The sequence below is a fragment of the Halorubrum salinum genome, assembly GCF_024494575.1.
Taxonomy (GTDB): domain Archaea; phylum Halobacteriota; class Halobacteria; order Halobacteriales; family Haloferacaceae; genus Halorubrum; species Halorubrum salinum.
In genome coordinates this window covers 358,456-375,165 of the sequence record NZ_JANHDO010000001.1, presented here as the reverse complement: position 1 = coordinate 375,165, position 16,710 = coordinate 358,456, and the positions used below count along the sequence as shown (strand labels likewise).

Here is a 16,710-nt window from a genome sequence, read left to right as displayed (position 1 = left end):
GCGGCGGCGACTCGGAGCCGTCGTCCGGGTCCGGACGCAGGGAGATGTCTCGGGTCCGCGCCGCGCGCCCCGCCGACGCCGGCCGCATCCGCGAGCTACAGTCGCACCTCCGCCAGCCGAACCCGGACCTGCTGGAGTACGGGCTCGCGGTGGGGGCCGTTCGGGTGAGCGTCGCCGACGGCGGGACGGCGAGCAGCGGGTCAGGGAGCGACAGCGGATCGGCGAGTGACAGCGGGACGGCGAGCGACGCCGGTCCGGGCGGGCGGGTCGCGGGATACCTGTTGCCGGTCGACGCGCCGAACCGGTCGGGGGTCCACCTCGCGGAGCTCGTCGTCGCCCCGGACTGTCGTCGAGATGGGCGGGCGAGCGAACTGCTCCGCGCCGTCGTCCGCGAGGCGTCGGGCCCCGTGACGCTGCAGGCGCACCCGAACAACGAGGCCGCGCTCGCGCTGTACGAGAGCCTCGGGTTCTCGGTCGTCGACCGCCGGGCGGACGCGTACGACGACGGCGACGCGCTGGTGTTGCGGCTGGAGTGAGCGACGGCGCGTTCCGACGGCGGAGACAGACAAAAGGCCTATTCGACATCCGCGCGTCCGGCGAGACATGAGCGATGTCGACGCGGACACCGGAGACGCCGACCGGGACGAGGCCGTCGACGAGGCGGACCGGAGTGAGACGGACTCGACCGGGCCGATCGACGTCGACTTCGGCGACGACGGGCTCGTGCCCGCGATCGCCCAAGACGCCGACTCGGGAGGGGTGTTGATGCTCGCGTACGTCTCGCCGGAGGCGCTCGAACGGACCCGCGAGACCGGCGAAGCTCACTACTACTCGCGCTCTCGCGACGAGCTGTGGCACAAGGGCGCGTCGTCGGGACACACGCAGGCGGTCCGGGAGGTGCGCGTCGACTGCGACGCCGACACGCTGTTGTACCTCGTCGATCAGAACGTCGGCGCGTGTCACACGGGCCACCGGTCGTGTTTTCACCGCACGATCGACGGCGAACACGTCGGCGACCGCGTGTTCGACCCCGACGAGGTGTACTGAATGGCCGCGGGGGACACCGACGACGGGCCGATCGCCGAGGCCGGCGAGGCGGCTGCGACACTCAGAGAGCGGTACGACGAGCTTCGGCGGATCGAGAGCCGGATCGACGACCTCGGACGGGAGCGGGTCGAGGCCGCCGCGGACGCCTACCGCCGGGCGCACCGCGTGCTCGACCAGTACGAGGAGGACGCGGTCGGGACCGGCGACTTCGGATCCTACGTCCAGTTCCGCGGCGAGTTCGCCGACGCCGTGGACGTCGGCGACGGGGCGCTCGCGGCCGACGCGTTCGACGCCGCGGACGGCGCCGTCGACAAGAAACGACTCTCCGAGGGCGACTTCGACGCCGCCCGCGACGCGCTCGACCCCGCGGGCGAGTACGTCGACCTCCTCGACGCGTACGACGACGCCGTCGACGCGTACCGGATCGCTCGCAAGGAGGCGAAAGCGGCGAAAAAAGACCTCGACTCGCGGCTCGACGAACTCCGATCGGTCGCCGAAATGGCTGACGCCGACCTCGACGTCGACGTCGACCGCCTCCGCGAGCCGATAGAGGCGTACAACGAGGCGGTGCGCGAGGCGTTCGCGTCGTTTTACGCCTCGGCGTCCGCCCGCGAGGTGTTCGCCTTCCTTGAAAGGGCCGACGGGACGCCGTTCGTCGACGTCGACGTGCCGCCGACCGACCTCGCCGACTACGTCGCCGACTACGAGGCGGGCGAGGAGCCGCTGCCGACGCTCGTAGAGTACGCCGACTACTCGAACTCGAAGCTCGACCACTACGTCGACGACCCCGGCGCGCTCCGGACGGCGGTCGCGGTCCACCGGACCTACATCGAGCGGCTCGACGGCGAACCCCTGACGCTCGACTGGCCCCCCGCCGGCGGCGACGAACTCGGCTACGAGATCGACGAGCTGATCCCGCTCGTCTCGCGGGTGGCCGACGACGAGACGGTCGCGACGCTGCGGTCGGTTCGAGAACTCGCCCGCGAGGACGACTACGAGCGGCTGCGGCGCGCGGCCGAGGTACGCGACGCCCTCGACGACGCCGAGGTAGCGCTCATCGAGCGCGGCGTCGTCGACGAGCGCGTGAAAGAGGCGGAACGGACGCGGTCGATCGTCGAGGACGTGCTCGCGGAGACGGAACGGACGTGAGCGGCGGCCGATTGCGTGCGAGGCGTCGCCCGCGTGGCCGCTTTTTAAGACGCGTCGGAGCCGAGAGGCGGGCATGACTCGATTCGACGCCGCGACCGAGGCGGAGCGGCTGAAGCTGTTCGCAGACGCCGCGGCCGCACACCGGAACCGGTCGAGCGACGTGATGACCGTCGACGTCGACCCCGATAGCGACGGGACCGACGGCGGCGAGGTTCCGCCGTGGATCCAGCTTGCAGGGACGGAGGTGGTACTCGACTGCACCGACGCGGAACTGGAGCGACTGAAGGCGCTGCTCGGCGAGTTTCCGGAGTTCCGCATCGACGAACTCGTCAGTCCGGAGGAGGCAGAGGGGACGAACGCGGTGATCACCGCGCGGTCTGACGCGAATCGCGTGGCCGGGTTCATCGAACGCGCGTTCCGTGAGGTGTATGCGCTCGACGACGACTACCGGGCGTGGGTGACCGCGGTGTGAACGCGGCGACCGGCGCGGTGTCGGGTCGTCTCGGAGGCGACGTGCGATAACCGCAGCGCTATTGGATCCGGTTCGTTAGGAAACGAAACGGGCGCGACGAGATTTGAACTCGCGGCATCTTGGTCCGGAACCAAGTGCTCTGTCCACTGAGCTACGCGCCCTCACGACGGGGTATCGCCGGAGAGCGTTTAACGCTTCTGACTCCCGATCCCAGATGTGACAGGGACGGATCGCAGAGAGGAGCGATGTACAAGTGTTCCGAGAGTATCAGACCCGCAACCGACGAGACATCACCGCCGCCGACCGCTTCCGATTATCGAATTTGATTCCATGGGGTGCGGGTTTATGCGTCGTCGAACGAAGCCTGTCGCAAGCGTGACCTTCCGACCGATCGACGAAGCGCGAGGCGTGGGGCCCGGTAGTGGTATCGATCGTCCCCGTTCCCGCGGTTCTCATCGGTCGGGAGACCACACCGAACGAGCGGTCGTCGACCGCGACCGCACCGGGCGTGTGTCGACCGCCGACGGCGGAGCGATAGTTCCGGACGCCGACCGGTTCGTCATGGCTGTCGCGGTCGACGGCGAGGTGCTGTTCGCAGGGCCGTCGATGCCTGGGGTCATCGGCGTCGGACGAGAGGCCGTGACCGGTGACGACCTGCTGGAGTACGTGCATCCGAACGATCGCGACGGCGTCGCGGACGCGCTCTCCGCCGTCGCGACCGACCGGACCGTCACCCATCGGATCCGACACGCGAATGGCGGGTTCGTTTGGGTCGAGTCGGTCGTCGACGAGAAGCTGGCTCCCGAGTTCGGCGGCCGCGTCGTGACCGCGCGTCGCGTCGACGTCGACAGGGCGTTTCCGGAACGGTTCCGACAGTTTCTGGAGTACGGTACCGATCTCGTGACCGTCGTCGACGGAGACGGCCGCGTCAGGTACGAGAGTCCGTCGGTAGAGGAGGTGCTCGGGTACGAACAGGGGTCGACCGTCGGGCGGTCGCCGCTCGGGTACGTTCATCCCGACGACCGCGAGCGCGTGACGGAGCGGTTCTACCACGCGCTCTCGGACCCGGACGCGGCCCCGACGCTCGAGTACCGGTACCGCACCGCCGACGGCGACTGGGTCTGGTTGGAGTCGCAGACGCGGTCGCTCCCCGGCGACGACGTCGGGGGGCGGCTGCTCCTCAACTCCCGAGACGTCAGCGACCGGAAGGCCCGCGAACGGCGTCTCACCGACCGCAACGAGCGCCTCGATCGGTTCGCGAGCATCGTCTCACACGACCTGCGCAACCCGCTGTCCGTGATCCGCGCGTCGATGGAGATGGCTCGGCTCAAAGACGACACGACGCCGCTCGCTCGCGGCGAGCGCGCGGTCGACCGGATCGACCAGCTCGTCACCGAGCTGTTGACGCTCGCGCGGCAGGGGTCGGGGATCGACGAGCCGACCGAGTTCACACTCGACGGCGTGGTCCGCGACGCGTGGGGAACGGCCGGGAGCCCCGACGCGACCCTGCTCGTCGACGCGGACGCGCGCGTCAGGGGCGACCGCGGGCGGCTGCGACAGGCGTTCGAGAACCTGTTCCGGAACTGCATCGAGCACGGAACACAGGACGGCTCGGCGGCCCCAACCGACCTCACGGTCGCCGTGGCCGCGACCGAGTCGGGCTTTCTCGTCGCGGACGACGGTCCGGGAGTCGATCCCGCGCACCGCGAGCGCGTGTTCGAGCCGGGCGTCACCACCCGAGAGGACGGGACCGGATACGGACTCGACATCGTCCGAGAGATAGTGGAGTCACACGGCTGGGAGGTCACGCTCCGAGACGACGCGGTCGATATGGGAGACGTCGCACGCGAGGACACCGGCGTGGACGGCGAGCGCGCTCCGGACGCGGGCGACGAAGTAGACGGCGCGTGCTTCGAGGTACGTGCACCGGGTCCCGAGGCCGCCGCCGAGGCCGACCTGTGGATCGAAAAGTGAGGGCGTATCGCGGCGACGATCTCGCTGTCGACTCCGAGGCCGACGGGGCGGACGCGGAGACGCCGCGACGGCTGACCGGCCTCACCGGTCCCGCCCGAACGCCGCCGCGAACGTCGCTTCGTCGACGGCGAGGACGGTGGGGCGGCCGTGCGGACACGCGTACGGCCGCTCACACTCGCCGAGCCGGTTCAGGAGCGCCCGCTGGGCGTCCGGGCTCAGTTCACCGATATCGCCGCGCTTCAGAGACGGGTGACACGCGAGGTCCGCGAGCAGCGCCTCTCGGGCGTCCCGGGGTCGCTCGCCGGCACCGAGCGCGGCGAGGGCCTCGCGAAACCCGTCGCCGTCGAGCGTCCGGCCGAACGGGGCCGGAACCGACCGAAGCCTGACCGTGTCGCCGCCGAACGACTCCGTCTCGAAGCCGAGCGCGTCGAGCGCGCCCGCGTGCGCCGCCGCTGCCGCGGCCTCGTCGGCCGACAGCGAGAGCGTCGCCGGCGGGTCGAGCGAGGCCGTCGGGACGGGCTCGCCGTCGAACGCCCGAGCGAGCCGCTCGTAGTTCACCCGCTCGTGGGCGGCGTGGCCGTCGACGACGAGCAGTTCGTCGCCCGCCTCGACGAGGAGGTACAGGTCGCGGAACGTTCCGATCGGCTCCGCGTCGGCGAACGCCGCCGGGCGGTCACCGTCGTCGGCTCCGACCGGCTCCAGCGCGGAGCCGATCCCCGTGTCGACGCCGTCTCGCCGTCTGAGGTCGGCACCGGTGAGCGCGTCGGCGACGGTCGTCTCGACGGCGTCGGCGACCCGATCTGCGTCGCGGAGCCCGACCTCGCGCTTGGCGGGGTGAACGTTCGGGTCGACGCGGGCGGGCGGGACCGTCACGTCGACCGCGGCGACGGGCTCGCTGTCGTCAGAGAGGAGCCGACCGTATCCCGCGCGGACCGCGGCCGCGAGGCGGTCGTTACGGACGGGACGGCCGTTCACCGAGACCCGGACGTGGTCGCGCGAGGCGCGGGTGATCGAGGGGTACGCGAGGACGCCGGCTATCCCGACAGAGACGGAACCGTCCCCGCTTCCCGGGTCGATGTCGGCGCTCGCGTCGAGTTCCGTCGACCGGCTCGCCGTCCGTCGGTCGTACACGCCGAGCAGCGCGTCGGTGACTCCGGACCCCGGCGTCGACAGCGTCCGCGAGCCGTCGTGATCGAGCGTGAACGCGACCGCGGGATTCGCGAGCGCGTATTCGGCGACGAGCGAAGAGATCCGCGAGAACTCGGCGGCCGCTCCCGCGAGCGACTCGCGGCGCGCGGGGCGAGTCGCGAACAGGTCCTCGACGACGACGGTGGTGCCCCGAGCGCGGCCGGCGTCCGAGACGGTCGGGGTGGAGTCGTCCGATCCAGTGTCCGTCCCCGAGCGGTCTGTCCCGTCGGCCACGATCCGCGTACCGACCGCGCCGCCGTCACTCGTGACGAGTTCGAGCCTCGCGGCGTCGGCTACCGCCGCCAGCGCCTCGCCCCGGAAGCCGAGCGAGTCGACGCCGACGACCTCGCCGTCGGGCGCGAGCTTGCTCGTCGCGTGACGTTCGATCGCCCGCCGAGCGTCCGGCCGACTCATCCCGCGGCCGTCGTCAGCGACTCGGATCCGGTCGGTTCCGTCGCCCGCGACCGCGATCTCGACGCGAGACGCGTCGGCGTCGAGCGCGTTGTCTATCAGCTCGCCGACGACGCGGGCCGGGCGAGTGACGACTTCCCCGGCCGCGATCCGGTCGACCGTGGCCGGATCGAGCCGGCGGACCGCCGGCGCGTCCGAGTCGACCTCGACGTCCTCACCCGTCATTGCGTTCGCCGCCATCGGCTCGGGACTGAAGGTCGTGTAGGGCGTTCAACGCCTCGACCGGTGTCATGCGCGCGATGTCGAGATCGCGGAGGTCGGCGACGAGACCCGGGTTCTCCCCGGCAACGTCCGTGCTCTCGTCTCCGGCGTTCGGAGGCTCTCCGGGCCGGTCCCGGCCCTCGTCGCCGCGTTCTGTGGGGTTCGCATCGGCGGCAGTGGCCTCGGCGGCAGTGGCCTCGGCGGCGTTCTCAGAGACGAACTCGTCGAGAGAGGCGTCCGGCGTGTCTGCGGGCCGCTGGCCGTTTCCGTCGCGGGCCACGATCGATCGGGCCCGCTCGACGACCGGAGCGGGAACGCCCGCGAGCTCGGCGACTTCGACGCCGTACGACGACGAGGAGACGCCGGGGACGATCCGGTGGAGGAACGTCACGTCGCCGTCCTCGCGGGTGGCGGCGAAGTGGAGGTTGCGGACGCGGTCGCGTCGGTCCGCGATGTCGGTGAGCTCGTGGTAATGAGTCGCGAACAGCGTCGTCGCGCCGAGCTCGTCGTGGACGAACTCGACGGCCGCGCGGGCGATGGCGCGGCCGTCGGTGGTCGCGGTGCCGCGACCCACCTCGTCTAAGAGGACGAGCGAGTCCGGCCCCGCGTCGTGGAGGATCTCCGTCAGCTCGCTCATCTCGCGCATGAACGTCGACTGGCCGCCGGCGATGTCGTCCGAGGCACCCACGCGGGTGAACAGGCGGTCGAACACGGGCAGTTCGGCCGCTTGCGCGGGGACGAACGAGCCCGTCTGCGCGAGCACGACCGCGAGCGCGACGGACCGCATGTACGTCGATTTCCCGCTCATGTTCGGTCCGGTTATCAGGGTGGCAGACCCCCGAGGAAGGGTCGCGTCGTTCGGGACGAACGACGCCTCGGCGCGCTCGACGACCGGGTGTCTGCCGCCCTCGATCGCGACGCCGGCGTCGGAGTCGTCGACGACCTCGGGGCGGGCGTAGTCGTTCTCGACGGCGACGGTCGCCAGCGAGGCGAGCGCGTCGACCTCGGCGAGCGCGTCCGCGAGCGCCTGGATCCGCTCGGTCTCACTCGCGACGCGCTCGCGGACGTCGACGAACAGCTCGTACTCCGCGGCGTCCGCGCGCTCCGCGGCACCGACGATCTCCTCCTCGCGCTCTTTCAGCTCCGGCGTGACGTACCGCTCGCTGTTCTTCAGCGTCTGCCGGCGTCGGTAGTTCTCTGGCACCCGGTCGAGGTTGGCGTCGGTCACCTCGATGTAGTAGCCGTGGACCTGCGTGTGCCCCACGGACAGCGAGTCGATCCCCGTCCGCTCGCGTTCGCGAGCCTCCAGGTCCGCGATCCACTCGCGCCCCTCGCGCTCGGTCGCTCGCAGGTCGTCGAGGTCGGCGTCGAACCCTTCGCGTATCACGCCGCCCTCCGTGATCTCCTGTGGGGGATCGACGGCGATCGCCGCGTCGATCAGCTCGCGGACCTCCGCGAGTTCGTCGAGCCGGTCGCGGAGGTCGCGAAGGTGCTCGGTCCGGGGGAGCGGACCGGGGTCGGGGGACGCGTCGACGTCATCGCCCGCGGGCGCGTCGCCGTCGTCGGACGCGCCCGCGAGCACCGCCTTCAACTCCGGGACGACGGCGAGCGTGGCGTGCAGCGATCGGAGATCGCGGGCGTCGGCGCGGCCGCGGGAGACGCGGCCGACGAGCCGTTCGAGGTCGTACGCGGAGGTGAGCGCGTCGGCGACGGCCTCCCGGACCAGCGTGCGGTCTGCGAGTTCCTCGACGGCGTCGTGCCGGTCGGCGATCGCGTCGGTGTCGACGAGCGGCCGTCGGAGCCACCGCTCAAGACAGCGGCGACCGAGCGCGGAGTTCGTCTCGTCGAGGACGTCGAACAGGGTGTCGCTCGCGCCCAGCCCGCGGTTCTCGAACAGTTCGAGGCTGCGCTGGGCGGCGGCGTCGAGCCGGAGCCGGTCCCGCGGGTCGTACCGCCGGATCCGGGTGACGTACGAGAGCGGCCCGTCGTCGCCCTGGGTGTACTCGGCGTACGCGAGCACCGCGCCCGCCGCGCGGAGCGCCGCGTCGGCGTCGAACCGTCGGTCCGGCGCGGGGAGGTACGACTCCAGCCGCTCGGTCGCGGCCCGGTACTCGAATGTCGCCGGGTCGTGGTCGTGCGTCGTCCAGCCACGGTCTGCGTCCGCGGGCTCGAACGCGGGCGCGTCGGGGCCGACAATGAGTTCCGCCGGCGCGATGCGCTCCAGCTCCCCGGCTATCGTCTCCGGGTCCCCAGCGGTGACGAGACACTCGCCGGTCGAGACGTCGACGGCGGCGAGGCCGACCGACGCGGCGTCGCCGGACGACGCGGCAGACGCCTCCCCGACCTCGCCGGCCACCGCCGCGACGTAGTTCGTCGTTCCGGACTCCAGTAGATCCGCCTCGACGACCGTGCCGGGCGTTATCACTTCCGTGACGGCGCGGTCGACGAGCCCCGACGCCTGTTCGGCGTCTTCCACCTGATCGCCGAGGGCGACGCGGTAGCCCGCGTCGAGCAGCGTTTCGAGGTAGGGACCGGCGTTGTCGATCGGGATCCCGGCCATCGGGTAGTCGCCGGTCGAGTCGGAACGCTCCGTGAGCGTCACCTCACAGACCCGCGCGACCGTCTCTGCGGCCTCGCAGAACGCCTCGTAGAAGTCGCCGACCTGGAACAACACGAGCGCGTCCTCGTGGGCGGCACACAGGTCGGCGTACTGCGAGAGCATCGGGGTCAACTCGTCGCGGGCCGCGGCGATCCCCGGCGGGAGCCCCGTCACCGTCTCTCGGTCCGCCGTTGGCATACCACGAACCGAGGCGCCCGCGGGCATAAACGGTGCGGAGGCGGCCGCCTCCTCTCCCGTCCCCGCTTCGCCGTACCGGTCCCCCGAGAGTTTTACACGCGTGCGTCCCCGATCACCGCCGTGCAGAACCGTTCGATCGTGGTCGGCATGGCCGCGACGTTCATCGGGCTGACGGCCCTGCTCGTCATCTCCGGGATCGTCGTCTCGCCCGTCCTGCTGGCCGTCGCGCTCCCGTTCGGGCTCGTCTCGTACTTCCTCTGGTACCAGGCGAGCGGCCGGCTCCGCGACCGCGTCCGCCGCGAGGCCGGGCGCGTCGGCCCGAGAGACCGCGAGCGCGCGCGACAGCGCGCCAGAGCCGCCGAACACCGGCGGGCGGCGCATCGGCGCAGCGGGGCGACCGACGGCGGGTTCGGGCGCGGTCGCGCCCGTCGCGGAGCCGCCGGTGGTCGTCGCGGGTCGGGGAGTTCCGGGAGCGATCCGCGAGACCGCGCGCCGCAGACGGGCGGGATGTCCGAGCGCGAGGCGTACGAGACGCTCGGGCTCGACCGCACGGCCGACCAGGAGACGGTCAGATCGACCTACCGCGAGCGGGCGAAGCGGCTCCACCCGGACGGCGAAGACGGCGACGAAGAGGCGTTCAAGGAGCTGAATCAGGCGTACGAGGCGCTGAAAGAGTAGGATCGGGGTTGTGTCGCGTCGCCGGGTGCGTCGCGGCCGCGTCGCTCGCGGTGGTCGCGTCGGCGGCCCGTCGGCGTCGCCGCCGAGCGGCCAGACCGCCCGTGTCAGTGCGACCGCCTGCCGCCCGAAAGCCACCCGTTAAGTGGTCGGCGACCCTCTTTCCGCTATGGCAGAGGCCACGGATCTGGAGGATCTGAAGCGGGGGACCGACCTGATCAAGCGCGGCTTCGCGCAGATGCAGAAGGGCGGCGTCATCATGGACGTCGTCACCCGCGAACAGGCGCGGGTCGCCGAGGACGCCGGCGCGGTCGCGGTGATGGCGCTGGAAGCGGTCCCGGCCGACATCCGCAAGCGCGGCGGCGTCGCTCGGATGCCCGACCCCGGTAACGTCACCGAGATCATCGACGAGGTCTCGATCCCGGTGATGGGGAAATCGCGCATCGGTCACCGCAAGGAGGCAGAGATTCTGGAGTCGCTCGGCGTCGACATGATCGACGAGTCGGAGGTGCTGACGCCCGCCGACGACGAGTACCACATCGACAAGCGCGAGTTCGCGTCGCCGTTCGTCTGCGGTGCCCGTAACCTCCCCGAGGCGCTCCGGCGGATCCGCGAGGGCGCGGCGATGATCCGGACGAAGGGCGAGGCCGGCACCGGCGACGTGAACCAGGCCGTCCAACACCAGCGCACCATCAAAAACCAGATTCGCACCCTGACGGGACTCAACCACGAGGAGCGCGAGGCGTGGGCCCGCGAGCACGGCGCGCCCCGCGACCTGGTCCACGAGACCGCGGAGGCCGGGCGACTTCCCGTCGTCAACTTCGCCGCGGGCGGGATCGCGACGCCCGCCGACGCCGCGCTCATGATGTACCACGGCTGTGACGGCATCTTCGTCGGCTCCGGGATCTTCGGCGCGGAGGACCCCGTCGAGATGGGAACGGCCATCGTCGAGGCCGTCAACAACTGGGACGACCCCGACGAGCTGGCCGAGATCGCGAGCGGGATCGGGAAGGGCATGAAAGGGCAGTCGAACGAGGACATGAAAGAAGAAGAGAAGCTACAGGGCCGCGGCGTCTAACGGTCAGTCCGAAACGACGCTACGGGACGAGTTCGTCACCACGAGGATGCTGCTCGTCGCCATCGCGAGCGCCGCGAGGAGCGGATTGAGGACGCCCGTAACGGCCATGGGAATCGCGACCGCGTTGTAACAGAACGCCCAGCCGAGGTTCTGTTTGAGACGGCGGTTCGTCCCGCGGGTGACGGCGAACAGCTCCGGAATGGCGGAGAGCCGGTCTTCGAGTAAGACGGCGTCCGCGGCGTCGGCCGCCAGGTCGGTCCCGCTCGCGATCGAGACGCCGATGTCGGCGGCCGCGAGCGCCGGCGCGTCGTTGCTCCCGTCGCCGACCATGGCGACACGCTCCGTCGCGGCGAGCCGCCGCACCGTCTCGGCTTTCGCCTCCGGCGGGACCTCGGCGAACACCTCGTCGATGGCCGCGTGCGCCTCGAACCGCCGGGCCGCAGCGGGCGCGTCGCCGGTGAGCACGACGACGCGCCGGCCGTCGGCGGCGAGGTCGTCCACCACGTCCTCCCACCCGTCGCGGACCTCGTCGCCGACGACGAGGACCCCGCGGACCGCGCCGTCCCAGCCGACGTACGCCGGGACGTTGCCGTCGCGTTCGGCCGCCTCGCCGGCCTCGCGAAGCGCGTCGGGAACCCTCCACGACGCGCCGTCGAAGAGCGACCGGTGGCCGACGACGACCTCGGTGTCGTCGACGCGGCCCGAGACGCCTCGGTCCGTCACCTCGACGGCGGCGGCGGACGGGACCGATGCCGACCCGAGGTCTCCGGCCTCGGTCGTCGCCGCCGCGCCGCCGTCCGTCGCCGTCGGACGGCCGTCAGAATCGTCCGCCCCGCCGCCGCTCGCCGCGACGCCCTCGACTATCGCCTCGGCGACCGGGTGCGGCGAGGCGCGCTCGACCGCGGCGGCGCGGCGACGGACGTCGGCGGCGGCGGCCGGCTCGGTGTCTCCCGTGGACGCGTCAGCCGACCGTCCGTCCAGCGTCACCGTGTCGAGCAGCCGCATCTCGCCGTCGGTGAGCGTCCCGGTCTTGTCGAGGACCACCGTGTCGACGTCGGCGGCGTCCTCGAAGACGGCGTCGGAGACGATCACGATCCCGCGGCGCGCGGCGTCGCGGATGCCGGCGGCGATCGCGAGCGGCGTCGCGAGCCCGAGCGCGCAGGGACACGACACGATGAGCACCGTGAGCCCGACGAGCGCGGCGTCGGTCGGCGAGCCGCCGAGGGCGAACGTCGCGCCCGCGGCGAGGGCCGCGACGACGACGACGAGCGGGACGAACACGGTCGCGAGCTTGTCGACGAGCCGCTGGACCCCGGACCGGGAGCTCTGTATCTCCCACAAGAGGCGAACGAGGGTGTCGAGCGTGCTCGTGGCGTCCTCGCCGACCTCGACGACGACGGGCGCGTCCGTCACCACCGTGCCGCCGCGCACGGCGTCGCCCTCGCGCTTCGTCGCCGGCAGCGACTCGCCCGTGACGAGCGCCTCGTCGACGGCGGCGGCCCCCTCCACGACGGTCCCGTCGACCGGCACGCGTTCGCCGGGGCGGACCAACAGGCGGTCCCCCGGCTCGACCGCGTCCACCGGAACCGTCTCGCCGGACTCGGTGCGGGCCTCGCGGTCGCCCGCGGTCGTCAGGTCGCTGAGGACGCCGGTCGCCCGCCGCTTGATCCGCGACTCGTAGTGGTTGCCCGCGGTGACGACGAGGATGACGGCGATAGTCACGTCGAAGTAGAGGTCGGTCCGGCCGAGAAACATCGCGAGCGTGCTGTACGCGTACGAACTCACCGCCGCCAGCGACACCAGAAGGTCCATGTTCGGCTGGCGCGCGCGGAGGCTGACGTAGGCTCCCCTGAGAATCGGATATCCGGTGTAAAACAGCACGATGGAGGCGAACACCCACACCTGCGCGAACAGGTAGGTCCCCGAGACGCCGCCGATGTCGAGGATCGGGTCGTAGCCGAAGTAGGTCGGGTACAGAACGAGGACGTACCACAGCATCGCCATCATCCCGAAGAAGCCGCCGCCGATGAGGAACCGCACGACCGCCGCGCCGTCGCCGTCGGACTCCGGGTCCGCCCGGTCGCTCGCGGCGTACCCGGCGACCGACAGCCGGTCGGGAAGCTCCGCTTCGGTCACGGCGTCGGGGTCGTAGTCGACCCGGATCGTGTCCGTCGCGTAGCTCGCCTCGGCGGCCGCGACGCCCGGCTGCTCGCCCGCCGTCATCTCTAAGAACGACTCGCAGGTCGCACAGTGCATCCCGTCGACGTGGAAGAAGGCCGTCTCTCCGTCGAAGTCGTCGTCGGGCTCCGCGTCCGGCCGGCGCTCCTCGACCTCGTCGAGGTCGTCGACGTCGTCGAGCGAGCGCGCGACGGCGAGACAGCCGCGACAGCAGAACTCGCCGTCGACGTCGGGTGCGGTGTGGGGATCGGCTCCCGTCGGCAGGTCACAGAGCGTGCAACTGGTCATTGAGAGTGTGTCTCGCGTCGGCGCGGGGGTGGCAGTGACGGCCGGGGGTGGTGACGGCCGGGGGTGGTGACGGCCGATGGCGGTCGTCGGTACGGCGGTCGTCGGAGTCTTTGATCCGGTCGCCGTTATGCGGTTCGGTGTCGGGCGAAGCGGGCTCTGTAACTCGTCACGCCTCGTCCGTGCTCGCGTTTCCGCCGGCCGGGCCGAGGCTCCCCCCGGTGGCGATCCGGAGGCTCGCCCAGATGAGGAGCACGTTCACGAGCGTGATCGCCACGACGAAGTCCGCTCGATCGGCGATAAACACCACGGCGGGGATGAGTCCACCCAACACGAGCAACACCGCCTGTTGGATCGAGAAGTCCATACCTGAGAGCGGGCCCCGTTCGTCATAGGTAACGGCAAAGTTCTCACGTCGTGGGAACGAGTCGATCGTATATATTCGGGTGCGCGTAATCCCGCACTATGGGTCAAAACGAGACCGCACACGGCGTCGACGACGTGGGCGGTGACGACGCGGAGTTCGATCCGATCGGCACGCTCACGCTCATCGGGATCTACTTCGCGATCCTCGTGTTGTCGTGGGTGTACATCTACTATATCGAGTTCCTCGGTCGCGACCTCGTCGTGGTGGGGTGATCACGGATGCACATACACGCCTACGAGAAGCTCTGGCTCGCGTGCTCCGTCCTGTTGATCCTGTTTCTCATCGGTACGGTCACGTACGGGGCAGTCGGGCCCGGCATCGCGATGGTGGCGGACAGCGAGCAGCCGATCGACGCACAGAACCTCGACGAGAGCGAGCGGTTCGCCGACCCGGGCGTCGAGCAGGTCGGTGAAAACGAGTACGCGGCGTACGTCGTCGCCTACCAGTTCGGGTTCACCCCCGATCCGATCGTCGTCCCGGCGAACAGCACGGTGACGTTCTACGTCACCTCTAGGGACGTGACACACGGCTTCGAGGTCGCCGGAACGAACGCGAACACGATGGTCATCCCGGGCGAGGTCGCGACGCTCACAGTCGAGACCGCCGAACCACAGGAGTACGGGCTCCTCTGTAACGAGTACTGCGGCGCGGCCCACCACGCGATGGAGGGGAAAGTCAACGTGGTCTCACAGTCCGAGTTCGAGTCCCGCCAGGGAGGTGACGGCGAATGAGTGAGGCGATCGAAGGCGATCGTAGCTTCGTCGACAAGTTCCCGGAGGAGGCTCGGATCGTCCGTTCCGCCTTCCTCAGCTCCTTCTTCGCGCTCTTGCTGGGCGCGGTGTTCGGGATCATCCAGACGCTCCACCGGACCGACGTAGCGCGTATCATCCCGTCGACGGACTACTACACCGTTCTGACCGCTCACGGCGTGTTCCTCGTCATCAGCTTCACGATCTTCTTCCTCGTCGGCCTGTTCACGTGGGCGCTCACGCGGAGCCTCGACCGTCCGCTCGTGAACATCAAGATCACGTGGACCTGGTACGCGCTGATGGCGATCGGCATGACGATGACCGGCGTCTCCATTCTCGCCGGGTTCGTCAGCTCGATCGACATGAGCGCCGACGTCCTCTACACCTTCTACGCGCCGCTGCAGGCGCACCCGCTGTTTTACACGGGTCTCGCCGTGTTCATCGTCGGGTCGTGGATCGCCGGTGCGGACTGGTTCCGGACGTTCCTCGCGTGGAAGCGCGAGCACCCCGACGAGCGGATCCCGCTGCAGACGTTCATGGTGCTGACGACGATGGCGATGTGGTACATCGCGTCGTCGGCGGTCGCGGCGTCCGTGCTGCTGTTCTTGCTCCCGTGGTCGCTCGGCTTCATCGATCAGGTGAACCCGACGCTCACCCGGACGCTGTTCTGGTTCTTCGGCCACCCGGTCGTGTACTTCTGGCTGATGCCGGCGTACCTGCTCTGGTACACCGTGCTGCCGCGGATCGCCGGGGGGCGGCTCTTTAGCGACCCGCTCGCGCGAGTCGTGTTCGTGTTGTTCCTCCTGCTCTCGACCCCGGTGGGCATCCACCACCAGTACCTCGACCCCGGCATCGCGGAGGGGTTCAAGTTCATCTCGATGACGAACACGATGTTCCTGCTGCTGCCGAGCCTGCTCACGGCGTTCACCGTGGTGGCGAGCGTCGAGTACGGTGCCCGCCAGCGCGGCGGCACCGGGCTGCTCGGCTGGCTCACCGACCTCCCGTGGCGCAAGCCGGAGTTCACCGGGATGATGCTCGCCGGGCTGATGTTCGCGGCCGGCGGGTTCTCCGGGATGGTGAACGCCGGAATGAACATCAACTACATGATCCACAACACGATCTGGGTCCCCGGTCACTTCCACCTCACCGTGGGGACCGCCGTGGCGCTCACGTTCATGGCGGCGACCTACTGGATCTGGCCGCAGATCTCGAACAAACCGATCTACAGCCGGACGATCGGGCTGTTCCAGGTCGTCCTCTGGTTCATCGGGATGGCGCTCATGTCCAACGCGATGCACGCACAGGGGATCATGGGCGTCCCGCGCCGGACCGCTGAGCCGGAGTACTCCGGGTTCGATTATCCGACGATGTTCGGCGGGTTCGAGGAACTCAACATCCAGATCGCGATCGGCGGGACGCTGCTTTTCGTCTCGACCGTGCTGTTCATCGGAAATCTCGTGCTCACGATGGGGAACCCGAAGGTCTCCGGGCTCGCGGACCCGCTTCCGCCGGCGCTCTCCGGCCCCGACGACGCGCCGCAGGTCCTCGATAACCTCCGGCTGTGGGTCGGCATCGCGCTCACGCTCGTCGTCCTCGCGTACGCGCTCCCGCTCGCGGCGATAATCAACCGCGGCGGGCTCCTCGGGTCGGGCGTCGGCACGTATCCCGTGTGGCTCGGGCCCGCGTTCGACGCGCTGGTGAGCGCCCTGACTCCGCTCGCTGACGGGGCGCGCGACGCGGCGGCCGCGCTCGTCGGGGTGGTTCGATGAGCCTCGACGTGAGCCGCGGCGGGCTCCTCGTGACGCTCGCGATCTTCGGCGTGATCGTCTACGAACTCCGGACCGTGCTGGATTTCATCGGGATCGAGCTGCCGCTCATCCCGTACATGGCCGCGGTCTTCGCGCTCGCCGGACTGACGCTCTGGGTCATCTCGCTCACCGGCGGCTGGCGGACCGACACCGGCGGCGACGACCCGGCGTAGCGCCGGTTCTCCCGCGCCGTCCCGGAGCCGGTTCCGCC

At 70.4% G+C, this 16,710-nt stretch carries 15 protein-coding genes and 1 tRNA gene; 11 read left to right on the top strand and 5 right to left on the bottom strand.

The genetic code is table 11. From position 1 onward, the window contains the following. Positions 1-44: 44 nt before the first annotated feature. The 4 genes from NO930_RS01880 (at position 45) to NO930_RS01865 (ending at position 2,668) form a co-directional block, all read left to right on the top strand. Positions 45-536, top strand: coding sequence for a GNAT family N-acetyltransferase (locus NO930_RS01880; protein WP_256402805.1), 492 nt, complete (start codon positions 45-47; stop codon positions 534-536). Between the two features lie 67 nt (positions 537-603). Next, positions 604-1,047, top strand: coding sequence for a phosphoribosyl-AMP cyclohydrolase (hisI, locus tag NO930_RS01875; RefSeq protein WP_256402295.1), 444 nt, complete (start codon positions 604-606; stop codon positions 1,045-1,047). Then, on the top strand, positions 1,048-2,196 hold the full coding sequence (locus NO930_RS01870; protein ID WP_256402294.1) for a DUF7118 family protein: 1,149 nt from the start codon (positions 1,048-1,050) through the stop codon (positions 2,194-2,196). Between the two features lie 73 nt (positions 2,197-2,269). Next, positions 2,270-2,668, top strand: coding sequence for a DUF7975 family protein (locus tag NO930_RS01865; RefSeq protein ID WP_137784104.1), 399 nt, complete (start codon positions 2,270-2,272; stop codon positions 2,666-2,668). Positions 2,669-2,756: 88 nt separating this feature from the next. Here the strand turns inward: NO930_RS01865 and NO930_RS01860 are convergent. Continuing rightward, positions 2,757-2,829, bottom strand: a tRNA-Arg gene (locus tag NO930_RS01860). 184 nt (positions 2,830-3,013) lie between these two features. Between NO930_RS01860 and NO930_RS01855 the strand changes: the two genes are divergently transcribed. After that, the gene (locus tag NO930_RS01855; protein ID WP_425601437.1) at positions 3,014-4,642 is read left to right on the top strand and encodes a PAS domain-containing protein; all 1,629 of its coding nucleotides are present in this window, start codon (positions 3,014-3,016) and stop codon (positions 4,640-4,642) included. An 81-nt stretch (positions 4,643-4,723) separates the two neighbouring features. On the opposite strand, the gene mutL is transcribed toward NO930_RS01855, so the two are convergent. Next, positions 4,724-6,466 carry a DNA mismatch repair endonuclease MutL gene (gene mutL, locus NO930_RS01850; protein ID WP_256402293.1) on the bottom strand — a complete coding sequence of 581 codons (1,743 nt, stop codon included), beginning with the start codon at positions 6,464-6,466 and terminating at the stop codon, positions 4,724-4,726. Then, positions 6,456-9,299, bottom strand: coding sequence for a DNA mismatch repair protein MutS (gene mutS / locus NO930_RS01845; protein ID WP_256402292.1), 2,844 nt, complete (start codon positions 9,297-9,299; stop codon positions 6,456-6,458). Before mutS ends, mutL begins: the two co-directional genes overlap by 11 nt. A gap of 120 nt (positions 9,300-9,419) precedes the next feature. Between mutS and NO930_RS01840 the strand changes: the two genes are divergently transcribed. Next, a complete protein-coding gene (locus tag NO930_RS01840; RefSeq protein ID WP_256402291.1) occupies positions 9,420-9,977 on the top strand; it encodes a J domain-containing protein in 558 nt (185 codons plus the stop codon). 166 nt (positions 9,978-10,143) lie between these two features. Next, positions 10,144-11,052 carry a pyridoxal 5'-phosphate synthase lyase subunit PdxS gene (gene pdxS, locus NO930_RS01835; protein WP_256402290.1) on the top strand — a complete coding sequence of 303 codons (909 nt, stop codon included), beginning with the start codon at positions 10,144-10,146 and terminating at the stop codon, positions 11,050-11,052. A 3-nt stretch (positions 11,053-11,055) separates the two neighbouring features. Here pdxS and NO930_RS01830 read toward each other — a convergent pair whose 3' ends face one another. Beyond that, positions 11,056-13,518: a heavy metal translocating P-type ATPase gene (locus NO930_RS01830; RefSeq protein WP_256402289.1), complete on the bottom strand. Its 2,463-nt coding sequence runs from the start codon at positions 13,516-13,518 to the stop codon at positions 11,056-11,058. 166 nt (positions 13,519-13,684) lie between these two features. Next, positions 13,685-13,882: a DUF8131 family protein gene (locus NO930_RS01825; RefSeq protein ID WP_256402288.1), complete on the bottom strand. Its 198-nt coding sequence runs from the start codon at positions 13,880-13,882 to the stop codon at positions 13,685-13,687. Between the two features lie 98 nt (positions 13,883-13,980). Between NO930_RS01825 and NO930_RS01820 the strand changes: the two genes are divergently transcribed. The 4 genes from NO930_RS01820 to NO930_RS01805 are packed head-to-tail and all read left to right on the top strand — an operon-like array spanning position 13,981 to position 16,672. Next, entirely contained in the window at positions 13,981-14,154 is a 174-nt protein-coding gene (locus tag NO930_RS01820; protein WP_196219621.1) for a hypothetical protein, read from the top strand. A 6-nt stretch (positions 14,155-14,160) separates the two neighbouring features. After that, positions 14,161-14,673 (top strand): cytochrome c oxidase subunit II, encoded by a 513-nt coding sequence (locus NO930_RS01815; protein ID WP_137783135.1) that lies wholly within the window; start codon positions 14,161-14,163, stop codon positions 14,671-14,673. Then, positions 14,670-16,460: a b(o/a)3-type cytochrome-c oxidase subunit 1 gene (locus tag NO930_RS01810; RefSeq protein ID WP_256402287.1), complete on the top strand. Its 1,791-nt coding sequence runs from the start codon at positions 14,670-14,672 to the stop codon at positions 16,458-16,460. The genes NO930_RS01815 and NO930_RS01810 overlap by 4 nt, the downstream gene beginning before the upstream one ends. Then, a complete protein-coding gene (locus NO930_RS01805) occupies positions 16,457-16,672 on the top strand; it encodes a CbaC protein (protein WP_137783133.1) in 216 nt (71 codons plus the stop codon). Before NO930_RS01810 ends, NO930_RS01805 begins: the two co-directional genes overlap by 4 nt. The last annotated feature ends 38 nt before the right edge of the window (positions 16,673-16,710 follow it).